Annotated in this window: 15 protein-coding genes; 14 read left to right on the forward strand and 1 reads right to left on the reverse strand. The window is 72.5% G+C overall.

Annotated elements, in window-relative coordinates; genetic code table 11:
* Positions 1-72: 72 nt before the first annotated feature.
* From OG709_RS24140 to moeZ, 12 genes are all read left to right on the forward strand, one after another.
* A complete protein-coding gene (locus OG709_RS24140; RefSeq protein ID WP_250298049.1) occupies positions 73-1038 on the forward strand; it encodes an alpha/beta fold hydrolase in 966 nt (321 codons plus the stop codon).
* An 8-nt stretch (positions 1039-1046) separates the two neighbouring features.
* Entirely contained in the window at positions 1047-2387 is a 1341-nt protein-coding gene (locus tag OG709_RS24145; protein WP_329167675.1) for a DUF3152 domain-containing protein, read from the forward strand.
* Between the two features lie 66 nt (positions 2388-2453).
* Positions 2454-2549, forward strand: coding sequence for an Ms4533A family Cys-rich leader peptide (locus OG709_RS24150; RefSeq protein WP_323136609.1), 96 nt, complete (start codon positions 2454-2456; stop codon positions 2547-2549).
* 162 nt (positions 2550-2711) lie between these two features.
* On the forward strand, positions 2712-4448 hold the full coding sequence (locus OG709_RS24155) for an ABC transporter substrate-binding protein (RefSeq protein WP_326694065.1): 1737 nt from the start codon (positions 2712-2714) through the stop codon (positions 4446-4448).
* Between the two features lie 2 nt (positions 4449-4450).
* Positions 4451-5455, forward strand: coding sequence for an ABC transporter permease (locus OG709_RS24160; protein WP_250298046.1), 1005 nt, complete (start codon positions 4451-4453; stop codon positions 5453-5455).
* Positions 5452-6453: an ABC transporter permease gene (locus OG709_RS24165; protein ID WP_250298045.1), complete on the forward strand. Its 1002-nt coding sequence runs from the start codon at positions 5452-5454 to the stop codon at positions 6451-6453. The genes OG709_RS24160 and OG709_RS24165 overlap by 4 nt, the downstream gene beginning before the upstream one ends.
* Positions 6450-8045, forward strand: coding sequence for an ABC transporter ATP-binding protein (locus tag OG709_RS24170; RefSeq protein ID WP_308409462.1), 1596 nt, complete (start codon positions 6450-6452; stop codon positions 8043-8045). Before OG709_RS24165 ends, OG709_RS24170 begins: the two co-directional genes overlap by 4 nt.
* Positions 8046-8235: 190 nt before the next feature.
* Entirely contained in the window at positions 8236-9909 is a 1674-nt protein-coding gene (locus tag OG709_RS24175) for a DUF3492 domain-containing protein (protein ID WP_266644898.1), read from the forward strand.
* A 301-nt stretch (positions 9910-10210) separates the two neighbouring features.
* Positions 10211-11389, forward strand: coding sequence for a hypothetical protein (locus tag OG709_RS24180; protein WP_329167676.1), 1179 nt, complete (start codon positions 10211-10213; stop codon positions 11387-11389).
* Between the two features lie 129 nt (positions 11390-11518).
* A complete protein-coding gene (locus OG709_RS24185) occupies positions 11519-12481 on the forward strand; it encodes an NAD-dependent epimerase/dehydratase family protein (RefSeq protein WP_250298178.1) in 963 nt (320 codons plus the stop codon).
* Entirely contained in the window at positions 12469-13227 is a 759-nt protein-coding gene (locus OG709_RS24190; RefSeq protein WP_326694062.1) for a spherulation-specific family 4 protein, read from the forward strand. Before OG709_RS24185 ends, OG709_RS24190 begins: the two co-directional genes overlap by 13 nt.
* A 63-nt stretch (positions 13228-13290) precedes the next feature.
* Complete coding sequence (gene moeZ / locus OG709_RS24195) at positions 13291-14469, forward strand: adenylyltransferase/sulfurtransferase MoeZ (RefSeq protein ID WP_250298042.1); 1179 nt, start codon at positions 13291-13293, stop codon at positions 14467-14469.
* A gap of 129 nt (positions 14470-14598) precedes the next feature.
* On the opposite strand, the gene OG709_RS24200 is transcribed toward moeZ, so the two are convergent.
* Positions 14599-17478, reverse strand: a complete 2880-nt coding sequence (locus OG709_RS24200; RefSeq protein ID WP_401273439.1) for a lysylphosphatidylglycerol synthase transmembrane domain-containing protein — start codon at positions 17476-17478, stop codon at positions 14599-14601.
* A gap of 119 nt (positions 17479-17597) precedes the next feature.
* Here OG709_RS24200 and OG709_RS24205 point away from each other — a divergent pair, with 119 nt between their 5' ends.
* Both OG709_RS24205 and OG709_RS24210 read left to right on the forward strand, forming a co-directional pair.
* The gene (locus OG709_RS24205; protein ID WP_250298040.1) at positions 17598-17954 is read left to right on the forward strand and encodes an MGMT family protein; all 357 of its coding nucleotides are present in this window, start codon (positions 17598-17600) and stop codon (positions 17952-17954) included.
* A gap of 228 nt (positions 17955-18182) precedes the next feature.
* A complete protein-coding gene (locus tag OG709_RS24210) occupies positions 18183-21536 on the forward strand; it encodes an ATP-dependent helicase (RefSeq protein ID WP_329169186.1) in 3354 nt (1117 codons plus the stop codon).
* Positions 21537-21591 lie beyond the last annotated feature (55 nt).

Below are 21591 nucleotides of genomic sequence, written 5' to 3' on the forward strand. Positions count from 1 at the left end.
GCCCCGTAGCGCGATGCGGCCTGTGACGGCTGACACACGGACCTTCGCGTGATCGTCTCGTAACATCGCCTTATGTCTTCGACCGAGCTGCCGGGAATGGTGGCCGCCGCCCCGGCCACCGGGGCGAGCACCGTACGGATCGCGGCAGGGGAATCGCTGCGCACGGTGACGTTCCCCGGACTGACGCTGACCGTACGTTCCCGGCCCGGGGCGCGGGCCGGGCTGCCGCCCGCGCTCTTCGTGCACGGGCTCGGCGGGTCCTCGCAGAACTGGTCGGCGCTGATGCCCCTCATCGAGGACGCCGTGGACAGCGAGGCGGTCGATCTGCCCGGCTTCGGGGATTCCCCGCCGCCCGACGACGGCGACTACTCGGTCACCGGCCACGCCCGTGCGGTGATCCGGCTGCTCGACGCCGGCGGGCGCGGGCCCGTCCATCTCTTCGGCAATTCCCTGGGCGGCGCGGTCACCACCCGTGTCGCGGCCCTGCGGCCCGACCTGGTGCGCACCCTCACCCTGGTCTCGCCCGCGCTGCCCGAGCTGCGCGTACAGCGTTCCGCGGCGCCGACCGGGCTGCTCGCGGTGCCCGGTACCGCCGCTCTGTTCCTGCGGCTCACCAAGGACTGGACGCCCGAGATGCGTACCCGCGGCATGCTCGGGCTCTGTTACGGCGACCCGTCACGGGTCAGCGAAGAGGGCCTGCGCCACGCGGTCGAGGAAATGGAACGGCGGCTGCAACTGCCGTACTTCTGGGATGCCATGACCCGGTCGGCGCGCGGCATCGTCAACGCGTACACCCTGGGCGGGGAGCACGGGCTCTGGAGGCAGGCCCGGCGGGTGCTTGCCCCTACGCTGCTGGTGTACGGAGTCCGGGACCAGCTCGTCTCGTACCGTATGGCACGCAAGGCGGTGACCGCGTTCCGCGGATCACGGCTGCTGTCACTGCCCGACGCCGGGCACGTGGCGATGATGGAGTTCCCGGAATCGGTCGCGACGGCCTTCCGGGAATTGCTGGAGGACTACAACAGCAGTGGGAGCTGATCCGGGGAGTGGGACGTCACAGCCGCCGGGGCGATGTGCCCCAGAGCGTGGAAGGCGTCTCCGGCGCGACCGCCGGTGACGGTGAAGGCGCCGCGACGCGTACCGGGGCCGAGGTCGGGACCGGACGGCGCAGAAGAGCCCCCGCGGCGCCCGAGCAGGTGCGGGGCGGTCACCCCGAGCAGCCGGAGTGGAGCGCGCCCGCGCCCGAGCGGTACGGCACCTGGCAGGGTGTGCAGGCGCGCCCTCAGGTCCCGGGTCCCCGGCGGGAGTTCGTCGAGGCGTTCGGGACGTCCGGCCGGCGGAAGGACGCCGGCGGCGGGCAGGATCCCCGTACCGGGCAGGACGCCCGTGGCGGGCAGGATTCCCGTACCGGGCAGGCGGGCCCGGAGGAGAAGCGCGGCAGCGCGACGGCCGCGCCCGCTGCCTCCGCGACGCTCACCGTCCCCGTCGCCCCCGACGTACCGGACGGGTCCGAAAGCACCGCCGGTCCGGGTGTCCCGGCCGACGGCGGGGCCGCGGGCAGTGAGAAGGCGGGCAGCGAGAAGGGCAGCAAGGGCCGTACGTTCACCGGGATCGCCGCCGCTGCGGTGACCACGGTGCTGGCCGTCGTGGTCGCGGGTCAGGTCGCCGACGGCGGCGGGTCCCACGACACTTCGCGGGCGGCCGGCGCTACGGAGCGGGAGACCGGCGCGGGGCCCGCCTCGCGCGGCGACAACCGGCCCGAACCGAAGGCCGCCGTGGTCCCCCTGACGTACGCGAAGAAGATGTCCACGCTGTATCCGCTCGACCCGAAGCTCGAAGCAACGGGAAAGTTCTCGGTGGTCCCCGGATCGGCGAAGGCGCCGGGCACGGGGCGCAAATACCGTTACCGGGTGGACATCGAGAAGGGAATGGGCCTCGACGGCATGCTTTTCGCCGAAGCGGTCCAGAAGACCCTGAACGACAACCGGAGTTGGGCGCACGACGGTGCCAAGACCTTCGAGCGCATTTCTTCGGGACAGCCGGATTTCGTGATTACGCTGGCCAGTCCCGTCACCACCGCGAAATGGTGTGAGAAATCCGGTCTGGATACGCTTGAGGAGAATGTGTCCTGCGATTCCGCGGCGACCGACCGCGTGATGATCAACGCGTATCGCTGGGCCCAGGGCTCGGAGACGTTCGGCGACAGCAAGATCTATCCGTACCGGCAGATGCTGATCAACCACGAGGTCGGCCACCGGCTCGGACACAACCACGAGAGTTGCCGCACCCCCGGCGCACTGGCGCCCGTGATGCAGCAGCAGACCAAGTCGCTGGACATCGACGGGATCCGGTGCAGGGCGAACCCCTGGGTGTATCCCACCCGTTGAGACGGCGTCTCATAACCGGCCTCGCCCGCATTGACATCGTTCTTTGCGTCGTTCATATTTCTCGGCATGCCGCACTGCCCTGTGTCCACCGATCGCACCGCCCTTGAGCTGGTGCTGTTCGGCGTGACCGGGCACTGCGTCGCCGACGTTCTCTGTCGCTGACCCGCCTGCTCCGGCGCGCGTCGGCATTTCTGTCCGCCGCGCCAGGGCGTATTCCACCCGCAGGCGCGGCCCTTCTTTTTCCCGGTACTCCTTCCGGTGCTGCTGCCTGCGCGGATTCGTCTGCTCCAGTCCGCTTTCAGCACACCGAGAGGTGCTTTTCCGATGCGTCATCTGTCCCCACGCACAGCGTCAGTGGCGGCCGCGAGTCTGGTCCTGGCCCTGGGCGCAGCCGCCTGCGCCGGGCCCGAGGGCCACGGCGGCGCCACGTCCGCCGGGGCCGGGGGCAAGCCCCGGAGGGGCGGCACCCTCACCGTCCTCAACAGCCAGCCGCAGGAGGACTTCGACCCCGCCCGGCTCTACACCTCCGGCGGCGGCAACGTCCCCTCGCTGGTCTTCCGTACGCTCACCACCCGTCACCGCGCGGACGGCGCCGCGGGCTCGAAGGTCGTGCCCGACCTCGCGACCGACCTGGGCAGGCCCAGCAAGAACGCCACCGTCTGGACGTACACGCTCAAGGACGGGCTGAAGTACGAGGACGGCACATCCATCACTTCGGGTGACATCAAGTACGGCATCGAGCGTTCCTTCGCCGCCGAACTGTCGGGCGGCGCACCGTACCTGCGTGACTGGCTCATAGGCGGGGACCGGTACCAGGGCCCTTACAAGGCCGGTCCGGACGGCAAGAAGGGGAAGCAGCTCGCCTCGATCGAGACGCCCGACGCCAGGACCATCGTCTTCCATCTGAACAAGCCCGAGGGGGAATTCCCCTACCTGGCGACCCAGACACAGACCACCCCGGTGCCGAAGGCCAAGGACACCGGCACCACGTACGAGAAGCACCCGGTCTCCTCCGGCCCGTACAAGGTCGTCAGCAACGAGAACGACGGCGAGCGGCTCACCCTGGCGCGCAACACCTTCTGGTCGGCGAAGACCGACAGCGAGCGCAAGGCCTACCCCGACAAGGTCGACGTCCGCTCCGGCCTCGACTCCTCCGTCATCAACCAGCGGCTCTCCTCCTCGCAGGGCGCGGACGCCACCGCGGTGACCACCGACACCAACCTCGGCCCGGCCGAACTGGCCGAGGTCACCGGTGACAAGAAGCTCGCTTCGCGCGTCGGCACGGGCCACTTCGGCTACACGGACTACCTCGCCTTCAACCCGAAGGTGAAGCCGTTCGACAACCCGAAGGTGCGCCAGGCCGTCGCGTACGCCGTCGACCGCTCCTCGGTGATCAACGCGGCGGGCGGCTCCGCACTCGCCGAGCCCGCCACCACCTATCTGCCGGACCAGAAGTCCTTCGGCTACACGCCGTACGACCACTTCCCGGCCGGTGCGACCGGTGACCCGGCCAAGGCCAAGGACCTGCTGAAGGAGGCCGGTTACCCCCACGGCCTGACCATCACCCTGACCCACTCCGACGCCAGGGACTTCGAGACCAGCCCGGAGATCGCCACCGCGCTCCAGGACGCCCTGAAGAAGGCGGGCATCACCGTCGAGCTCCAGGGCCTGGAGGACAACGACTACAAGGACAAGGTGCACGGCGCGAAGACCGAACCCGGTCTCTTCCTCGCCCACTGGGGCGCCGACTGGCCCTCCGGCGGTCCCTTCCTCGCCCCGATCTTCGACGGCCGGCAGATCGTCAAGGACGGCGCCAACTTCAACTCCGGCTTCCTGAACGACCCTTCGGTCAACAAGGAGATCGACGAGATCAACAAGCTGACCGACCTGAACGCCGCCGCCGAACGCTGGGGCGCGCTCGACAAGAAGATCGGTGCGCAGGCGCTGACCGTGCCGCTCTTCCACCCGGTCTACAAGCGGCTCTACGGCCAGGGCATCAGGAACGTCGTGATCAGCGACTGGACCGGCGTGCTCGACATCTCCCAGGTAGCGGTCAAGTAGCCATGCCGGAAGCACTGTTGGACACCGGACCGGCCGAGGAGGCGGGGGCCGTCGCTGCGGCCCCCGCCGCCGGGGACCGGTCGTTCCGACGGCGGATGCGCGGACAGCGCGCCGCCGTCGCGGCGGCGTGCGTCGTCGCCCTGCTCGTGCTGGTCGCCGTCGGCGCGCCGCTGCTCACCGCGCTGGAGGGCCAGGACCCCAACGCGTACCACCCCGGTCTCATCGATTCCGCGCGCGGCGGAGTACCCGTCGGCCCCCTCGGCGGGATCAGCGCGGACCACTGGCTCGGCATCGAACCGCAGACCGGCCGCGATCTCTTCGCCCGGCTGGTCTACGGGGCGCGGGTCTCCCTGGCCGTGGCGTTCGCCGCGACCCTGGTGCAGGTCGGACTCGGCGTCGTCCTCGGTGTCGCGGCCGGGCTCGGCAGCAGGCTCGTCGACAACGTCCTGAGCCGGATCACCGACGTGGTCGTGGCCATGCCGCTGATGATCCTCTCGCTGGCACTGATGGCGATCGTGCCCGACACCTTTCCCAGGCCGGTGCTGGTCGCGCTGGTGATCGGGCTGATCGCCTGGGGCGGTACGGCGAAGATCGTCCGCGCCCGGACGCTGAGCCTCAAGTCGCTGGACCATGTGGAGGCGGCCCGGCTCAGCGGCTGGAACCAGTGGCAGATCGCCCGTCGCGAACTGCTCCCCGCGCTCGCCGCGCCCGTCATCACCTACGCCGCGCTGCTCTTCCCCGCCAACATCTCGGCGGAGGCCGCGCTGTCCTTCCTCGGCGTCGGCGTGCAGCCGCCCACCCCGTCGTGGGGGCAGATGCTCACCTCGGCCGACGTCTGGTACCAGGCCGCTCCGCAGTATCTGCTGCTGCCCGCCGGGATGCTCTTCGCCACGGTGTTCTCGCTGACCGTGCTGGGCGACGGCATACGGACCGCACTCGACCCGCGCGCCGCCTCCCGGCTGCGGATCGGCACCGGACGCAAGCGCGAGAAGAGGGCCACCGGATGAACGGCCGCCTGACCGGCTTCCTGCTGCGGCGCCTCACAGGCGCCCTCGTCACACTCCTCGCGATCTCCGTGATCGTCTACGCGGTGTTCTACGTCGCCCCCGGTGACGTCGCCCAGATCACCTGCGGCCCCCGCTGCTCGCCCGTCCAAGTGCACCAGGTGAGCGAGCAGTTGAGGCTCGGCGACCCGGTGTACGTGCAGTACGGGCACTTCCTCCAGGGCGTCTTCGCCGGCCGGGACTTCTCCACCGGCACCTCGGTGCTGCACTGCGACGCGCCGTGCCTGGGCCTCTCGTACCGCACCGACCAGCAGGTCACCGACCTGATCCGCACCGAACTGCCGGTCACCGCCTCGCTCACGCTCGGTGCCATGGTGATGTGGCTGATCCTCGGCGTCGGCACGGGCGTGCTCTCGGCCTGGCGGCGCGGGCGGCCCACCGAGCGGCTGCTCACCGGGATCACCCTGGCCGGTACCGCGACGCCCGTCTTCGTCATCGGCCTGGTGCTGATGGTCGTGGTCTGCGGGACGCTGGGCCTGCTGCCGTATCCGCAGTACGTACCGTTCTCCGACGACCCGCAGCAGTGGGCGTGGAACCTGCTGCTGCCGTGGCTCTCGCTCGCCCTGATCGAGTCCGCCAAGTACGCCCGGCTGACCAGGGCCGCCATGCTGGAGACGCTCGCCGACGACCACGTACGGACCTTCCGTGCCTACGGGGTGAGCGAGCGCCGGATCATCGGACGGCACGCGCTGCGCGGGGCGTTCGCGCCGGTCATCGCGCTCAACGCCAACGACTTCGGGTCGATGTTCGGCGGCGCCGTGCTCACCGAGTCGCTGTTCGGCATCCCCGGCATCGGACGTGAACTCGTCCACGCCGTCCGGGTCGTGGACCTGCCGGTGGTGGTCGGCATGGTGCTCGTCACCGGCTTCTTCGTGGTGCTCGCCAATGCCGTCGCGGACGTGCTGTACGCGATGGCCGACCGACGGGTGGTCCTGTCATGAGTCTGATCGAGGTCGAGGACCTCACGATCACCTTCGACGGGGCCGTACGGGCCGTCGACCGGTTGTCGTTCACGCTGGAGCCGGGCGGCGCGCTCGGCGTCGTCGGCGAGTCGGGCTCCGGCAAGAGCGCGTCCGCGTACGCGCTGCTCGGACTGCACCGGGGGAGCGGCGCGCAGGTCAGCGGCTCGGTACGGGTGGCGGGGACCGATGTGCGGACCGCTTCCGAGGCCGAACTGCGGGAGCTGCGCGGCGGGAAGGCCGCGATGGTCTTCCAGGACCCGCTGTCCTCGCTGGACCCGTACCACGCGATCGGCGACCAGATCGCCGAGGTGTACCGGACCCATGTGAAGACCTCCCGCCGGGCCGCGCGCACCCGGGCCGTCGAGGTGCTCGACCGGGTCGGTATCCCGGACGCCGCCCGGCGGGCCCGCTCGCGACCGCACGAGTTCAGCGGCGGGATGCGGCAGCGCGCACTCATCGCGATGGCACTGGCCTGCGAGCCGCAGCTGCTGATCGCCGACGAGCCGACGACCGCGCTGGACGTCACCGTCCAGGCGCAGATCCTGGATCTGCTGCACGACCTGCGGCGCGAGACGGGAACGGGACTGCTGCTGGTCACCCATGACGTGGGGGTGGCGGCGGAGTCGGTGGACGACGTACTGGTGATGCGGGCCGGGCGGGCCGTGGAGCGCGGGAGTGTGGCGGAGGTGCTCGGATCGCCGCGCGAGCCGTACACCAAGGCGCTGCTCGCGGCGGTGCCCCGGGTCGACGATCCGCCGCGACGGGTGGTCGCGGGCCGGAGGCCGGTTCCCGGCTCCGCGGGCGCCCCGGTGGTCGAAGCCGTCGGTCTGCGCCAGGTCTTCGGCCGCGGCAGGGCCGCGCTCGCCGCCGTCGACGGCGTCACCCTGAGCGTGCACCCGGGCGAAACCCTCGGTGTCGTCGGCGAGAGCGGCAGCGGCAAGACCACCCTGGGGCGGATGCTCGTCGGGCTGCTGGAGCCCACGTCCGGCCGGGTGACCCGGACCGGCCGGGTGCAGATGGTCTTCCAGGACCCCGTCTCCTCGCTCAACCCGCGCCGCTCCGTCGGCGAGTCCGTCGCCGACCCGCTGCGGGCCCGCGGCGAGCGGGACGGGGCCGCGATCCGGGCCCGGGTGCGGGACCTGCTGGAGCGGGTCGGTCTCGACCCCGCGCAGTACGACCGCTATCCGCACGAGTTCAGCGGCGGCCAGCGCCAGCGCGTCGGGATCGCGCGGGCGCTCGCCGCCGAGCCGGAACTGATCGTCTGCGACGAGGCGGTGTCCGCGCTCGATGTGACGACGCAGGCCCAGGTCACCGCCCTGCTGGCGGAACTGCAGGAGGAGCTGGGGCTCGCGCTGGTCTTCATCGCGCACGACCTCGCGGTCGTACGGCAGGTCAGTGACCGGGTGGCCGTGATGCGGCAGGGCCGGATCGTCGAGGAGGGCGAGGTGGAGTCCGTGTACGGCGCCCCGCAGGACCCGTACACCCGGCAGCTGCTGGCCGCGGTGCCCGCGCTCGATCCGCTGCTCGCGGCGGTGCGCCGGGCGGCCAGGAAGGAGCCCGCCGCGGCCTGACCCGCCGTGACCGAAAGGCACCGTAGCGGCACAGAACGCGACCGGGGTGGGAAAGTTACGACGGTTCACCCCTTCTGGTGGCGCGATGGACAACCGTCCGTCGCGCCACCTCTTCGTCCGCTTACGGTCGTCCCGCTGCGAGTCGCCGTCACCAACGGCGGCTGCCTGAAGGGAGACCGGGGGTGTGCACGTGCGGATAGGACTGCTTACGGAAGGTGGGTATCCGTATGCGACGGGTGAGTCGAGGTTCTGGTGCGACCGGCTCGTACGAGGGCTGGACGGGCACGAGTTCGACCTCTACGCGCTGAGCCGCAGCGCGCAGCAGGAGGCGGGCGGACGGCTCGAACTGCCGCCGCAGGTACGGCGGGTGCGCACCGCGCCGCTCTGGAAGGCCGAGGCGGACGGCCGCAGGTACGGCCGAAGAGACCGGCGCCGGTTCGCCGACTGCTTCCGGCAGCTGGTCTCGGCCGTGTGCGGCGAGGGCACCGGCCTCGCGGACGGCCTCTTCGCGGACGGCCTCTACGGACTGGCCGAGCTCGCGGTCGAGAAGGGTCCTCTGTACCCGGCGCTCCGCTCCGAAACCGCCGTCCGCGCCCTGGAATCCGCCTGTCGTGCGCCCGGCGCGAGCCGCACGGTGCAGTCCGCGAGAGTCCCCGACTACCTCACCTTCGCCGGACTGCTGGAGCGGGCCCTGCGTCCGCTCTCCCTCGACTGGTACACCGAGGACGAGCTCGGGGCGGTCGACCTCTGCCATGCCGCGTCCGGCGGCGGCGCCGCGCTCCCCGGACTGCTGGCCCTCCGCTTCTTCGGGGTTCCCCTGCTGGTCACGGAGTACGGCGTCGAACTGCGCTCGCACTACCTGGCGGGCAGCACCCGCAGCGCCCCGGTCCGCGCGCTGCTCGCGGGCTTCCACGGCAGGCTGGCCGCCGAGGTCTACCGCCGGGCCGCGGTCATCACCCACGGCAACGCGCACGCCCGCCGCTGGCAGGAGAAGTGCGGCGCCGACCGCGCCAAACTGCGCACGGTCCATCCCGGCATGGAGGCCGAACGATTCTCCGCCGTGGGGGACGGCGGGGAAACGGGCGACCCGGCCACCCTGGTGTGGGTCGGCCGTATCGAGCCCGCCAAGGACCTGATCTCCCTGCTGCACGCCTTCGCCGAGGTGCGCAAGGAGGAGCCGGAGGCCGGACTCCGCATCGTCGGAGCTCCCGCGCCGGGGCCCGGGGGCGCGGACCACCTCGCCCACTGCCGCGCCCTCGCCGCCCAGCTCTTCCCCGACGAGGCGGCGGACGTGCACGCGGTCGGTTCCAACCCGGTGACCTTCGAGGAGATCGGCGGCCCGGAGGTGCCGGAGCTCGCGGACGCCTACGCGGGCGGCGCGGTCGTGGTGCTCTCCAGCGTGGTGGAGGGCTTCCCGGTGAGCCTCGTCGAAGCGATGTTCTGCGGCCGGGCGACGGTCTCCACGGATGTCGGCGCGGTCGTCGAAGTCGTCGGCGGCACGGGGCTCGTGGTGCCACCGCGCAATCCGCGTGCGCTCGCCGACGCCTGCCTGGCGCTGCTGCGCGACCCGCGGCGCCGGGAACGGCTCGGTGCGGCGGCGCGTGCGCGGGCGCTCGAACTCTTCACGGTCGAACAGAACATCGCGGCATTTCACGGCATTTACCTCGACCTGCTCTCGCACGGCCCGGTCCGGCGTACGCCGGCGCACGACAAGGGTGATCCCCGCCCGTTCGCGCACCCGGCGGAGGCGCAGGTCGCGGGAGCCTGGGCGGCTCACGCGGGCACGGTGCGTACGCCGAGTTGGGCGGCGCCGGAGCCCGAACCGCTCCGGGTGGGGGCTGTCGCGGGGGAGGGCGGCCGATGAACCAGCCCCGCACGGTCCCCATAGCGGCTCCGGCTCTCGGAACGGCGGTCCGTGAAGCCGCTGCCTTCGAGGCGACGGCTTGCGAACTCCCGCTGGTCCGGGGCGCGTCGACCGGAGGCGTACGCCGGAGCAGATCGGCCGCCGTGCGCCGGGTGTCCGGCCGCGCGCACCCGACGGCCCGATCGGGGTGTACGGCACGCGGGCCCAGGCCCCCGGCGCACGGCTGTGCGCCCCCGCCGTCCGCCGTCGAACTCCCCGTCCACCGGCCCCGGTTCCGACTCCGGCGCAGAGAGGTCGCCGTATGAGCAGGCCCGGTCCCACCGAACAGCCGCCAGGACCCGCCCCGGACGGTCCGCGCCCGCCCGCGGGGGCCGACGCCTGGGACGAGCGTTCCGAAGCCGTGCTCGCCGAGGCCGCGTCCGGACTCGCGGCCCCGCCCTTACGGAAGGGCGCGCGAGGCTCCGCCGACCCCGTACGGGCCCTGATGCACCGCCACCGCGAGCTGTGCGAACGGGCCGTCGACCCGCTGGAGATCGCCGCCGGACTCGAAGCGCACGGCATCACCGACCGCACCGCGGCCCGGTTCCGGCACCGGGACGTCTTCGCGCTCGCCGACGAGCTGTACGCCCGCGTACCCCGCAGCGCGGAAGCCGGGCACCCGGTGGACGAACCCGCCGCTGCCCATGAAGTCGCCCCGCACGCACCCTTGTTCGGGCTGCTGCCCGGCGGTTGCGCGGTCGCCACGGCCGTCGGGATCCCGCTGGTCCACGGCGGTGGACGGCTCGCGGTCGCCGCCGCGGGCGCGCTCGTCACCGGCGCAGCCCTCCTCCTCACCCTGCGCCGGGGCCCGTTGCGGGCCGAGGGGCGTGCGGTGCCCGGCGCGCGCGGTTACGTCTGCTGGCTGCTCGGCTACGCGCTCTGCGGCGACGGCCTGCTGGACCAGTTGCTGCGCGGCGGCCCCGACGGGACCTGGCCACTGGCCGCCGCACCGCTGGCCGCCGCACCGCTGGTCGGCCTGGCGCTGGCCGTGGCGCCCGCCGTCTGGTGTGCCCGGCTCCTCTCGCTGCTGGCCCGGCGCGGACTGGCCGCGAGCCGGGGCACGGCCGAATTCGCGGCGCGGGCCAGACCGCTCGTCGTCGCCGTCGCCGTGCTGTACGCGGCGGCGCCCGCGCTCCTGCTGTCCGTCCGGGGATTCACCCCCGGAGCCGCCGCCCTCGCCGTTCTGCTCTTCCTCGCCAGGCTGCTCACCGTCCACGGCTTCCCCGGCGGCGCGGCCACCGCCCTGGGGGCCGCCTGCACCGTCGAGGCCCTCGCCCTGGCATCGGTCCTCGCGGGCCGGCTCCCCGGCTGCCGCTTCCTCGCCGTTCCCGTGGACGCCCTGGGTGTGCCCGCCGTGTCCGCCCTCGCCTGCGGGGCCGCCGCCCTCGCGCTGCTGGTGCACGCCACCGGCGCGCTCTCCCGCGCCTCGGCGCACACCTAGCGCGCGCCCCGAGACCTCCCGCGGAGCCGACGTCGCGGGCCATTCACCCCGTAACACCCCTGAAGGAGAACGCAACATGAGCCCCGAACCCACAGCCCCGGCATGTCGGTATCGAGAGGTGGCCGCGCGATGAGGGTGCTGCTGCTCGGAGCCAACGGGTACCTCGGCCGCTACGTGGCCGACCGCCTGCTCGCCGACCCCGCCGTGCATCTCACGGCCCTCGGACGCGGCGACGACGCCGACGTCCGCTTCGACCTCGCCAGTGGCAGCCCGGGAGCCCTGACCCGCTTCCTGGACGCCGTCCACCCCGGAGTCGTCATCAACTGCGCCGGAGCCACCCGCGGCGGCGCACGCGATCTGACCCGGCACAACACGGTCGCCGTCGCCACCGTCTGCGAGGCACTGCGCCGCAGCAGTTGCAGCGCCCGGCTGGTGCAGCTGGGCTGCGGGGCCGAGTACGGGCCCAGCCAGCCGGGCTCGTCCACCGCCGAGGACGCGGTGCCGCGCCCCGGTGGCCCGTACGGCGTCTCCAAGCTCGCGGCCAGTGAACTGGTGCTCAACTCGGGGCTGGACGCGATCGTCCTGCGGGTCTTCTCGCCGGTCGGTCCCGGCACCCCGGCGGGCTCCCCGCTCGGCCGCCTCGCCGAGGCGATGCGCCGGGCGATGCAGGCGGGGGACAACGAGCTGAAGCTCTCCGGGCTCGGCGTCCAGCGCGACTTCGTCGACGTACGGGACGTGGCGCGCGCCGTCCACGCCGCCTCCCTCTCCGCCGCCCAGGGGGTCGTCAACATCGGTACGGGGCACGCCGTGAAGCTGCGCGAGGCCGCCGCCGTGCTGGCCAGGGTCGCCGGTTTCGGCGGCACCCTGCACGAACTCGACGGCCCCCAGCACCGGCACGGCGGCCTGGTCGCCCCGCGCCCCGCCGAGCCGGTCATGGAGCACCTGGCCGCCCCGTCCCCGTACCCCGACGGCTGCGGCAGCTGGCAGCAGGCGGACGTCCGCACCGCCCGCGACCGGCTGGGCTGGCGTCCGCGCATCAATCTGGAGGAGTCGCTCGCCGACATCTGGATGGAGGCCGCATGCCGTATCTGACCCCCGCCGCGGCGGTCTCGACCGGGCTGGGCTTCGGCATTCCCGGCTACGCGCACCCGCTGGTCGCCCCGGTCGAATGGGCCGAACTCACCCGCCCGGGAACCCCGTTGCACTGGGTCGTGCTCAACGTCGCGCACGGCCCCGGCGCCCGTCCCGACCCGCACTGCCTGGCGGCGGCCGGACGGCTCCGCAACGCCGGGACCCGGGTGCTCGGCCATCTCGACATGGCCCACGGGGCGCGGGGCTTCGGCGAACTGCTCGCGGAGGCACACCGGTTCACCGACTGGTACCGGGTCGACGGCTTCTACCTCGACCGGGCCCCCGTCGACCGCGCCGACCTCCCGGAGACCCGCCGCATCACCGGTGCGCTCGGAGCCCTGCTGGAACCCGGCGGCCATCTGGTGCTCGGCCACGGCAGCCACCCGTACCCGGGCTACGCCGAGGCCGCCGACCAGTTGGTCACCTTCAGCGGCCCCTGGACCGACTACCGCTGGTCGCAGGTGGCGGAGTGGACAGCCTCCTACGAACCATCACGTTTCGCTCATTTCGTACACGGCGTACCGCGCACGCACCTGGAGGAGGCCGTCCGTATCGCCCGCTGGCAGGGTGCGGGCACGATCTTCTTCACCGACCGCAGCGACCGGGACGGCTGCGACGGCCTGCCGGGGCAGAGCGACCCGTTCGAGACGCTGCCCGGGTACTGGGACGAAATCGTCTCGCGGATCGGACCGGGTGTCTCGGAATGAGAAGGGGCGTGGCAGTGTTACGGAGAGAACAATCGTACGTAGATACCGACCAACGGAGTCCCCGTGTCGTTGCCACCCCTGGTCGAGCCAGCTGCTGAACTCACCGTCGACGAGGTCCGCAGGTACTCCCGCCACCTGATCATCCCCGACGTCGGGATGGACGGGCAGAAGCGGCTGAAGAACGCCAAGGTGCTCGCCGTGGGCGCGGGCGGCCTCGGTTCGCCCGCCCTCATGTACCTGGCCGCGGCCGGCGTGGGCACGCTGGGCATCGTGGAGTTCGACGAGGTCGACGAGTCGAATCTGCAGCGCCAGATCATTCACAGCCAGGCCGACATCGGCCGCTCCAAGGCCCAGTCCGCGAAGGACTCGGTCCTGGGGATCAACCCGCTGGTGAACGTGGTCCTTCACGAAGAGCGGCTCGAGGCCGAGAACGTGATGGAGATCTTCTCCCAGTACGACCTGATCGTGGACGGCACGGACAACTTCGCCACCCGCTACCTGGTCAACGACGCGTGCGTGCTGCTCAACAAGCCGTACGTCTGGGGCTCGATCTACCGCTTCGACGGCCAGGCGTCCGTCTTCTGGTCGGAGCACGGCCCCTGCTACCGGTGCCTCTACCCGGAGCCCCCGCCCCCCGGCATGGTCCCGTCCTGCGCCGAGGGCGGCGTGCTCGGTGTGCTCTGCGCGTCGATCGGTTCCATCCAGGTCAACGAGGCCATCAAGCTGCTCGCGGGCATCGGTGAGCCGCTGGTCGGCCGCCTCATGATCTACGACGCCCTGGAGATGCAGTACCGCCAGGTCAAGGTCCGCAAGGACCCCGACTGCGCGGTCTGCGGCGAGAACCCCACCGTCACCGAACTCATCGACTACGAGGCCTTCTGCGGCGTCGTGTCCGAGGAGGCCCAGGAGGCGGCGGCCGGTTCGACGATCACTCCCAAGCAGCTCAAGGAGTGGATCGACGCCGACGAGAAGATCGAGATCATCGACGTCCGCGAGCCGAACGAGTACGAGATCGTCTCGATCCCGGGCGCGAAGTTGATCCCGAAGAACGAGTTCATCATGGGGACCGCGCTGTCGGACCTCCCGCAGGACAAGAAGATCGTCCTGCACTGCAAGACGGGCGTCCGCTCGGCGGAGGTCCTGGCCGTCCTGAAGTCCGCGGGCTTCGCCGACGCGGTCCACGTGGGCGGCGGCGTGATCGGCTGGGTCAACCAGATCGAGCCCGAGAAGCCGGTGTACTAGGAGTTGTCCACCCGAAGGGGCCGGTCCGCACGGAAGGTGCGGGCCGGCCCCTTCGGCGTGTGAACGGCCGCCCCGTGCCGGGCGGTTGTCCCGTGACCGGGCGGTTGTTCCGTGAGAGGGCGGCCGTCCCTACAACTCGCCTCGATGGGTCAGGTAGTTGAAGCACAGCCAGCCCGGCAGCACCGGCAGCCAGAAGGTCAGCAGCCGGAAGAGCAGCACCGCCGCGGTCGCCGTCCCGCGGTCCACCCCGGCGATGATCAGTGCGCCGGTCAGCGCGGTCTCCACCGCGCCGACACCACCGGGGGTCGGCACCGCCGAACCCACCGCGTTGGCGGTCAGGAAGACCACCGCGATGCTCGCGTAGCTTATGGTCGCGCCGCCGCCGAAGGCCCGCAGTGAAGCGTCCAGGCACATCACGAACGTGCCGGTCAGCAGCAGCATCCCGCCGATGCCGGTGAGCAGCTTCCGGGGCTGCTGGAGTACGTCGAGCATGCGCGGCACCACACCGGCGAACAGCGAACGCACCCGTGTGACGACGAACTTCCGCAGGAACGGCACCGCCGTGACCACCAGGACGAGCACGGCGGCCGTCAGCAGCCCGGCGATCACGGTCCGGGACGGGGTCAGCGAAGGGGTCTGCTCGGTACCCGTCACATAGCCGAAGATCATCAGCAGCAGGATGTGGCTGCCGAGCCCGAACAGCTGCGAGGCCCCGACACTGGCCACCGCGAGACCGGGCCGCACGCCCGCGCGTTGCAGGAAGCGGGTGTTGAGCGCCACACCGCCGACCGCCGCCGGCGCCACCAGTTTCACGAAGGACCCGGCGACCTGCGCCAGGACCGCCCGGAAGAACGGCACCTTCTCGGGGACGAATCCCGTCAGGCTCATCGCGGCAGCCACGTAACTCACCGCGGAGAACAGCACGGCGGCGGCGACCCAGCCCCACTCGGTGTTGCTGAGCAGGTTGTGGTACGGGATGTTCGCCAGCTGCGAGAACAGGAAGTACGCGGCGATCGACCCGGCGATGACGGTGAGCAGGGTGCGCAGTTTGACCCGTTCCAGCCGGACCGGTTCGGCGTGCGCCTGCGGACGGATCAGCAGCACCTGATGGCGCATCTGCGCGAGCAGATCCTCCTCGCGCGCCCCGCCCACCGCGTCGTCTATGGCCTCCTTCTCGGCCTTCTTCTCGGCACGGGCGGCCTTGCGGCTGTCGTCCGGCGCCTCGTTGGCCCTGGCCCTGGCGCGCTTCGCCGCCTCCGACGCCTCGATCACCGCCTCGCGCTCCCGCTGCGCCCGCTCCCGCGCCAGCTGGCGCAGCGTCGCGCGGGAGGACCGACTCAGCGCCAGCGGCTGGAGCAGCGGGAGACTGTCGGCGACCTTGTCCGGGCCGAGGACCGCGACCGCCGCCGCGACCGAGCGCTCCGCCCCGGCCCGCAGCCCCAGCGTGGTGAGCAGCTGGGCGATGTCCATGCGCAGCACGATGTCACCGGCCGCGATCTCACCGCCGCGCAGATCGGTGACGATCACCGCGCCCGCCCGGTCCACCAGGATCGCGTCGCCGACGAGCCGGCGGTGCGCGATACGGCGGGACTGGAGCGCCTGCACCTGGTGCCAGGTGTTCCGCATCAGCTCGTCGGTGATCTCCTCGTCGGGAAGCGAGTCGAGGGAGCGTCCGCCGGTGTGCTCGTACACCAGCATGACCGCGTCGGGGCCCAGTTCGGAGGTGGCGATCAGCTTCGGGGCGTTGGCCCCGGCGGCGATGGCCGCGTACGCGAGGAGCGCCTCCTGCTCCAGGGCCTGGCGCAGCGACTGGATGGAGCGGCCGGTGGAGATGGAGCGCAGGGTGAGGCGGCGCCACACCCGGTAGAAGAAGCCCTGCGCCTGCTGTTCGCGGTCGACCACGGTGACGTCGAGCGGGTCCCCGTCCTTCAGGGTCACGAAGTAGCGGCGGCCCCGGTCGCCCTGGTCGGCGGAGTCGGGGATGTCCTCGGCGCGCATGGCGGTCTCGGGGGAGAAGCCGACGTGCCGCAGTCCGGCGAGGAGCTGGCGGCCGGTGGGGCGGACGTTGGGCGAGCCGACGGCGTACAGCGTGCCGTACGCCACGGTCCAGCCGAGCAGGATCGTGAGGATGATCGAGAAGGGGGTGGTCTGCCCGCCGACCAGTACGGCGAAGGCGTTGACCAGCAGGACGACCCAGAGCGCCACCCGCCAGCGCGGCCTGCGGGCCATGCCGACCGCTGTCATGTAGGCGATGACGGGGGCGAGATAGCCGTGCACGGGGTCGGTGAGGGAGCCGTCCGACAGCGAGTGCGTCAGCGCCACGGTGATCGACTTCGGCGCGGCCTTGGCCACCCAGAGATCGGTGGCGAGCGCCACCCCGTGCGCGAGTACGGCGGCGAGCACGCCGTCCGCGATGCGCAGGCCGTCCCGCTTGACCAGCCGCTCGATCGCGAAGGCGACCGGCAGGATCAGTATCGCGATGGACGAGAACAGGCCCGCGAGCTTGATGAGCATGTCGGGCGTCTGGCCGGTGCCGTGGTTGATGTCCTCGGCGAGACCCGATGTGGTGCCGTGCGCGAAGGCGGCGACGGCGAGGACCAGCGCGATGGCCAGCAGTCCGATGAGCAGACGCAGCAGATCGGAGGGGCGGTGCACACGGGCGGCGAGCAGTGGTTCGTCGCCGGAGACCCTGTCGATGGGTGCCGCCTCTCCGCAGTCGGTTCCTGTACCGGACCCGGTTCCTGTGCCGGGCTCCGTTCCGGCCCCGGACGCTGCTTTCCCACCGGTCTTCCCACCGGTCTTCCCACCGGATCCCGGTTCCGTACCGGAATCCGGCCCCGTACCGGTTCCGCCGGAGGGCGGCCCGTCGGGTGCGTTTGCCGGTTCCGGCACGCCCGGCCCCTCCGTCGTGTCCTTATGGTCTCGTATCACTGCGCTCCACCTCGGGGTGCTGGGCCCGCGGGCAGAGCCCGGCCGACGGTCCGGCCACCGCCCGGACGATGGTGGCATGTCCGGGCGGCGCAGGCGGGCATCAGGGCCCCTTTGCCGAAAGCGGGCCGCTCGGTGGGCGGCCCGGAGCAGTGTCGGTGCGGTGGGAGTTTTAGGAGCTGTCGGAGGGCTGGTGCAGTATGGACCGGATGAGTGCTGAGCTGCCGGAGTACGCGGAACGGGTGCTCGACGTGGCGGACCGGATCCCGCCCGGCCGCGTCATGACGTACGGAGACATCGCCGAATGGCTGGGGGAGGGAGGACCGCGTCAGGTGGGCCGGGTGATGGCCCTCTACGGCGCAGCCGCCCCGTGGTGGCGTGTGGTGCGCGCGGACGGCGCGTTGCTGCCCGGCCACGAACTGCGGGCGCTGGAGCACTACCGCACGGAGTCCACGCCCCTGAAGGACGCCTCGCGGACCGCACGGGAGGCCGACGGTCATCTGCCCCGCCTGGACATGCGGCGGGCGCGGTGGGACGGCGGCGGAACTCATGTGTGACAGCTTCCGCCATACGGTGGACCCGCGGGTGGTCTGAGACCCGTTCGGAGTATGCCCCGGGCCGGTGGGCCCGGCCGCTGCGGCGCCGCGCCCCACTGGCGTAGCTTCGGTGCGACACGACGGGCACCGCGGGCACCACGGCCGCGGACACCACTGCCACCGCAGACCCGACCGGCACAGCACCCCGTCCCCCACCCGCACACCTGCACACACTCCCCAGGACCGGCGATCCACGTGAGCTCCTCCACTTCCCACCGGGTACGGCAACGTGCCCCGGGCGCGTACCGGCTGGTGCGGACCCCGCCGGGCGCAGCGGGCCCGCCTGTACTGGACGCACGGCAGCGCGCGGTGGTTGACCACGCGGCGGGGCCGCTGCTGGTCCTGGCCGGGCCCGGTACGGGAAAATCCACCACCCTCGTGGAGTCGGTGGCGCGGCGCATCGCCGAGGGGACCGACCCCGAGCGGATCCTCGTCCTCACGTTCAGCCGCAAGGCCGCGGTGGAACTCCGCGACCGGATGGCCGTGCGGATCCAGGGGGGCGCCCCCGGAGCGCACGCCCCGCAGGCAACCACCTTCCACTCGTTCTGCTACGCGCTGGTCCGCGCCCACCAGGACGCCGACCTCTTCGCCGAACCGCTGCGGCTGCTCTCCGGGCCGGAGCAGGACGTCACGGTGCGCGAGCTGCTGGCCGGACAGCTGGACCTGGGACACATCCGCTGGCCCGACGAACTGCGCGCCTGCCTGACGACGCGCGGCTTCGCCGACGAGGTGCGCGCGGTGCTCGCCCGCAGCCGGGAACTGGGCCTGGGCCCGGACACCCTGGCCGCGTTCGCCGACCGTACGGGCCGCCCCGACTGGCGGGCGGCGGCCGACTTCCTCGCCGAGTACCTGGACGTCCTGGACGCACAGGGGGTGGTGGACTACGCGGAGCTGGTGCTCCGTGCGGTGCCGCTGGCCCAGCGCGCCGACCTCCGCTACGACGCGATCTTCGTGGACGAGTACCAGGACACCGACCCGGCCCAGGTGCGGCTGCTGCGCGCGCTGGCCGGCGGCGGGCGTTCACCAGGACCGGGCCGGCCGGTCCTGGTGGCGTTCGGTGACCCGGACCAGTCGATCTACGCGTTCCGGGGCGCCGACGTGGGCGGCATCCTGGACTTCCCCGCTACCTTTCCCCGCCACGACGGGAGCCCCGCCCCGGTCGAGGTGCTCACCACCTCACGGCGTTCCGCGGCATCCGTGCTGGCCGCCACCCGGCTGCTGACCCAGCGGATGCCGCTGACCCGGCTGCCCTCCGACAAGGTGCGCGCGCACCGGGAACTCTCGGCGGTACGGGCCGGGGGCCGGGTCGAGGCGTACACCTACCCGACGGCGGGCACCGAGCTGGACAACATCGCCGACATCCTGCGCCGGGCCCATCTGGAGGAGGGCGTGCCGTGGAGCGACATGGCGGTGCTGGTGCGCGCGGGAGGCCGCTCGATCCCCGCGGTGCGCCGTGCGCTCACCTCGGCCGGGGTCCCGCTGGACATCGCGGGCGACGATGTCCCGCTGCGCCACGAACCTGCCGTGACACCGCTGCTCACCGCGCTGCGGGCGGTCGCGGACGCGGCGCTGGGCGGGCCGGTACGCGCCCGTCCGGACGAGGGTGACGAGAGCGCGGCCGGTCCGGACGAGGGCGATGTGAGCGCGGCCGGTCCGGACGGGGGCGCCCCCTGGCTCGGTACCGAAACCGCGCTCACCCTCCTCGCCTCCCCGCTCGGCGGCATGGACGCCGCGGACCTGCGCCGTCTCGGCCGCGCGCTGCGTGACGAGGAGCGGGCCGGCGGGAACCGGCTTCCGCCGCCCTCCGACGAGCTCCTCGCCCGCGCGCTCGCCGAACCCGAGCGGCTGGTCGTGCACGACTCGGCGTACGCCCGGGGCGCCCAGCAGCTCGGCAAGCTCCTGCGGAAGGCACGGGAGGTCCTGGAGAACGGCGGCACCGCCGAGCAGGCCCTCTGGGAACTGTGGAACGGCACCAACTGGCCCCGGCGGCTGGAACGCGCGACGCTGCGCGGCGGCGCCGGCGGACGCAACGCCGACCGTGATCTGGACGCCGTCTGCGCCCTCTTCGACACCGCGGCCCGCGCCGAGGAACGCACCGGCGGACGCGGCGCGCTGAACTTCCTGGAGGAGCTGGACGCGCAGGACATCGCCGCCGACACCCTCTCGAAGCGGACCGTGCGGCCCGACGCCGTACGGCTCATGACCGCGCACCGCGCCAAGGGCCTGGAGTGGGGTCTGGTCGTCGTCGCGGGCGTCCAGGAAGGGCTGTGGCCCGACCTCAGACGGCGCGGATCCCTCCTCGAAGCGGACCGGATCGGCCGCGACGGCCTCGCCGAACCGCTCACGCCCGGCGCACTGCTCGCCGAGGAACGCAGGCTCTTCTACGTCGCGGCCACCCGCGCCCGCGACCGTCTCGTCGTCACCGCGGTCAAGGCACCGGCCGACGACGGCGACCAGCCCTCCCGCTTCCTCGCCGAGCTGGGCGTGGAGCCGAAGGACGTCACGGGGCGCCCCCGCAGACCGCTCGCCGTCGCCCCGCTCGTCGCCGAGCTCCGCGCCACGGTCGTCGATCCGAGGTCCTCGCCCGCGCTCCGGGACGCCGCGGCCCACCGGCTCGCCCGGCTGGCCGCGCTCGCGGACGAGGAGGGCCAGCCGCTCGTACCGGCGGCGCACCCGCACCGCTGGTGGGGCCTGTACGAACCGACGCACAGCACGGTCCCGGTGCGCGACCCGGAGCAGCCCGTCGCCCTCTCCGGCAGCGCGCTCGACCAGCTCGCCCACACCTGTTCGCTCCAGTGGTTCCTGGGGCGGGAAGTGAAGGCGGACGCCCCCGCCACCGCCGCCCAGGGCTTCGGCAACGTGGTGCACGTCCTCGCGGACGAGGTCGCATCCGGGCGGACCCCGGCCGACCTGGCCGTCCTCATGGAACGGCTCGACTCGGTCTGGGGCTCGCTCGCCTTCGACGCCCCCTGGAAGTCGGCCCAGGAGAAGGAGCACGCGCGCGTGGCGCTGGAACGCTTCCTGCGCTGGCACGTCATGGACCGCGCGGGCCGCACCCCGGCCGCCACCGAGCACGGCTTCGACGTGACCCTGGAGGCCGGTGCGTACGAGGTCCGGATCCGGGGCTCCATGGACCGCGTCGAGCAGGACGCCGAGGGCCGGGCGTACGTCGTCGACTTCAAGACCGGCAAGCAGGCGCCGACGAAGGACGAGGTGGCCCACCACCCGCAGCTCGCCGTCTACCAGCTCGCGGTGCGCGAGGGCGCCGTCGACGAGGTCTTCGGCGGGCGGCGCCCCGGCCCCGGCGGCGCCGAACTCGTCCAGCTCCGGCAGGCCGCGGCCAGGAAGGAGGGCGGCGACGCCCTCCCGAAGGTCCAGGCACAGGAGCCGCTCGCGGGGGAGTGGGTCGGGGACCTGCTGGCCACCGCGGCCGGGAAGGTGCTCGACGAGCGCTTCACACCGACCACGGGAAGCCACTGCACGCACTGCTCTTTCCGGGCCTCGTGCAGCGCCCTGCCCGAGGGGCGTCACATCGTCGAGTGACGGGCCGGCAGGGCGGTTCACGGCCGGGTGACGGGCGCGACGCCGGGCCGGGTGA

Origin of the sequence: Streptomyces sp. NBC_01267 (genome assembly GCF_036241575.1) — a bacterium.
Lineage (GTDB): Bacteria > Actinomycetota > Actinomycetes > Streptomycetales > Streptomycetaceae > Streptomyces.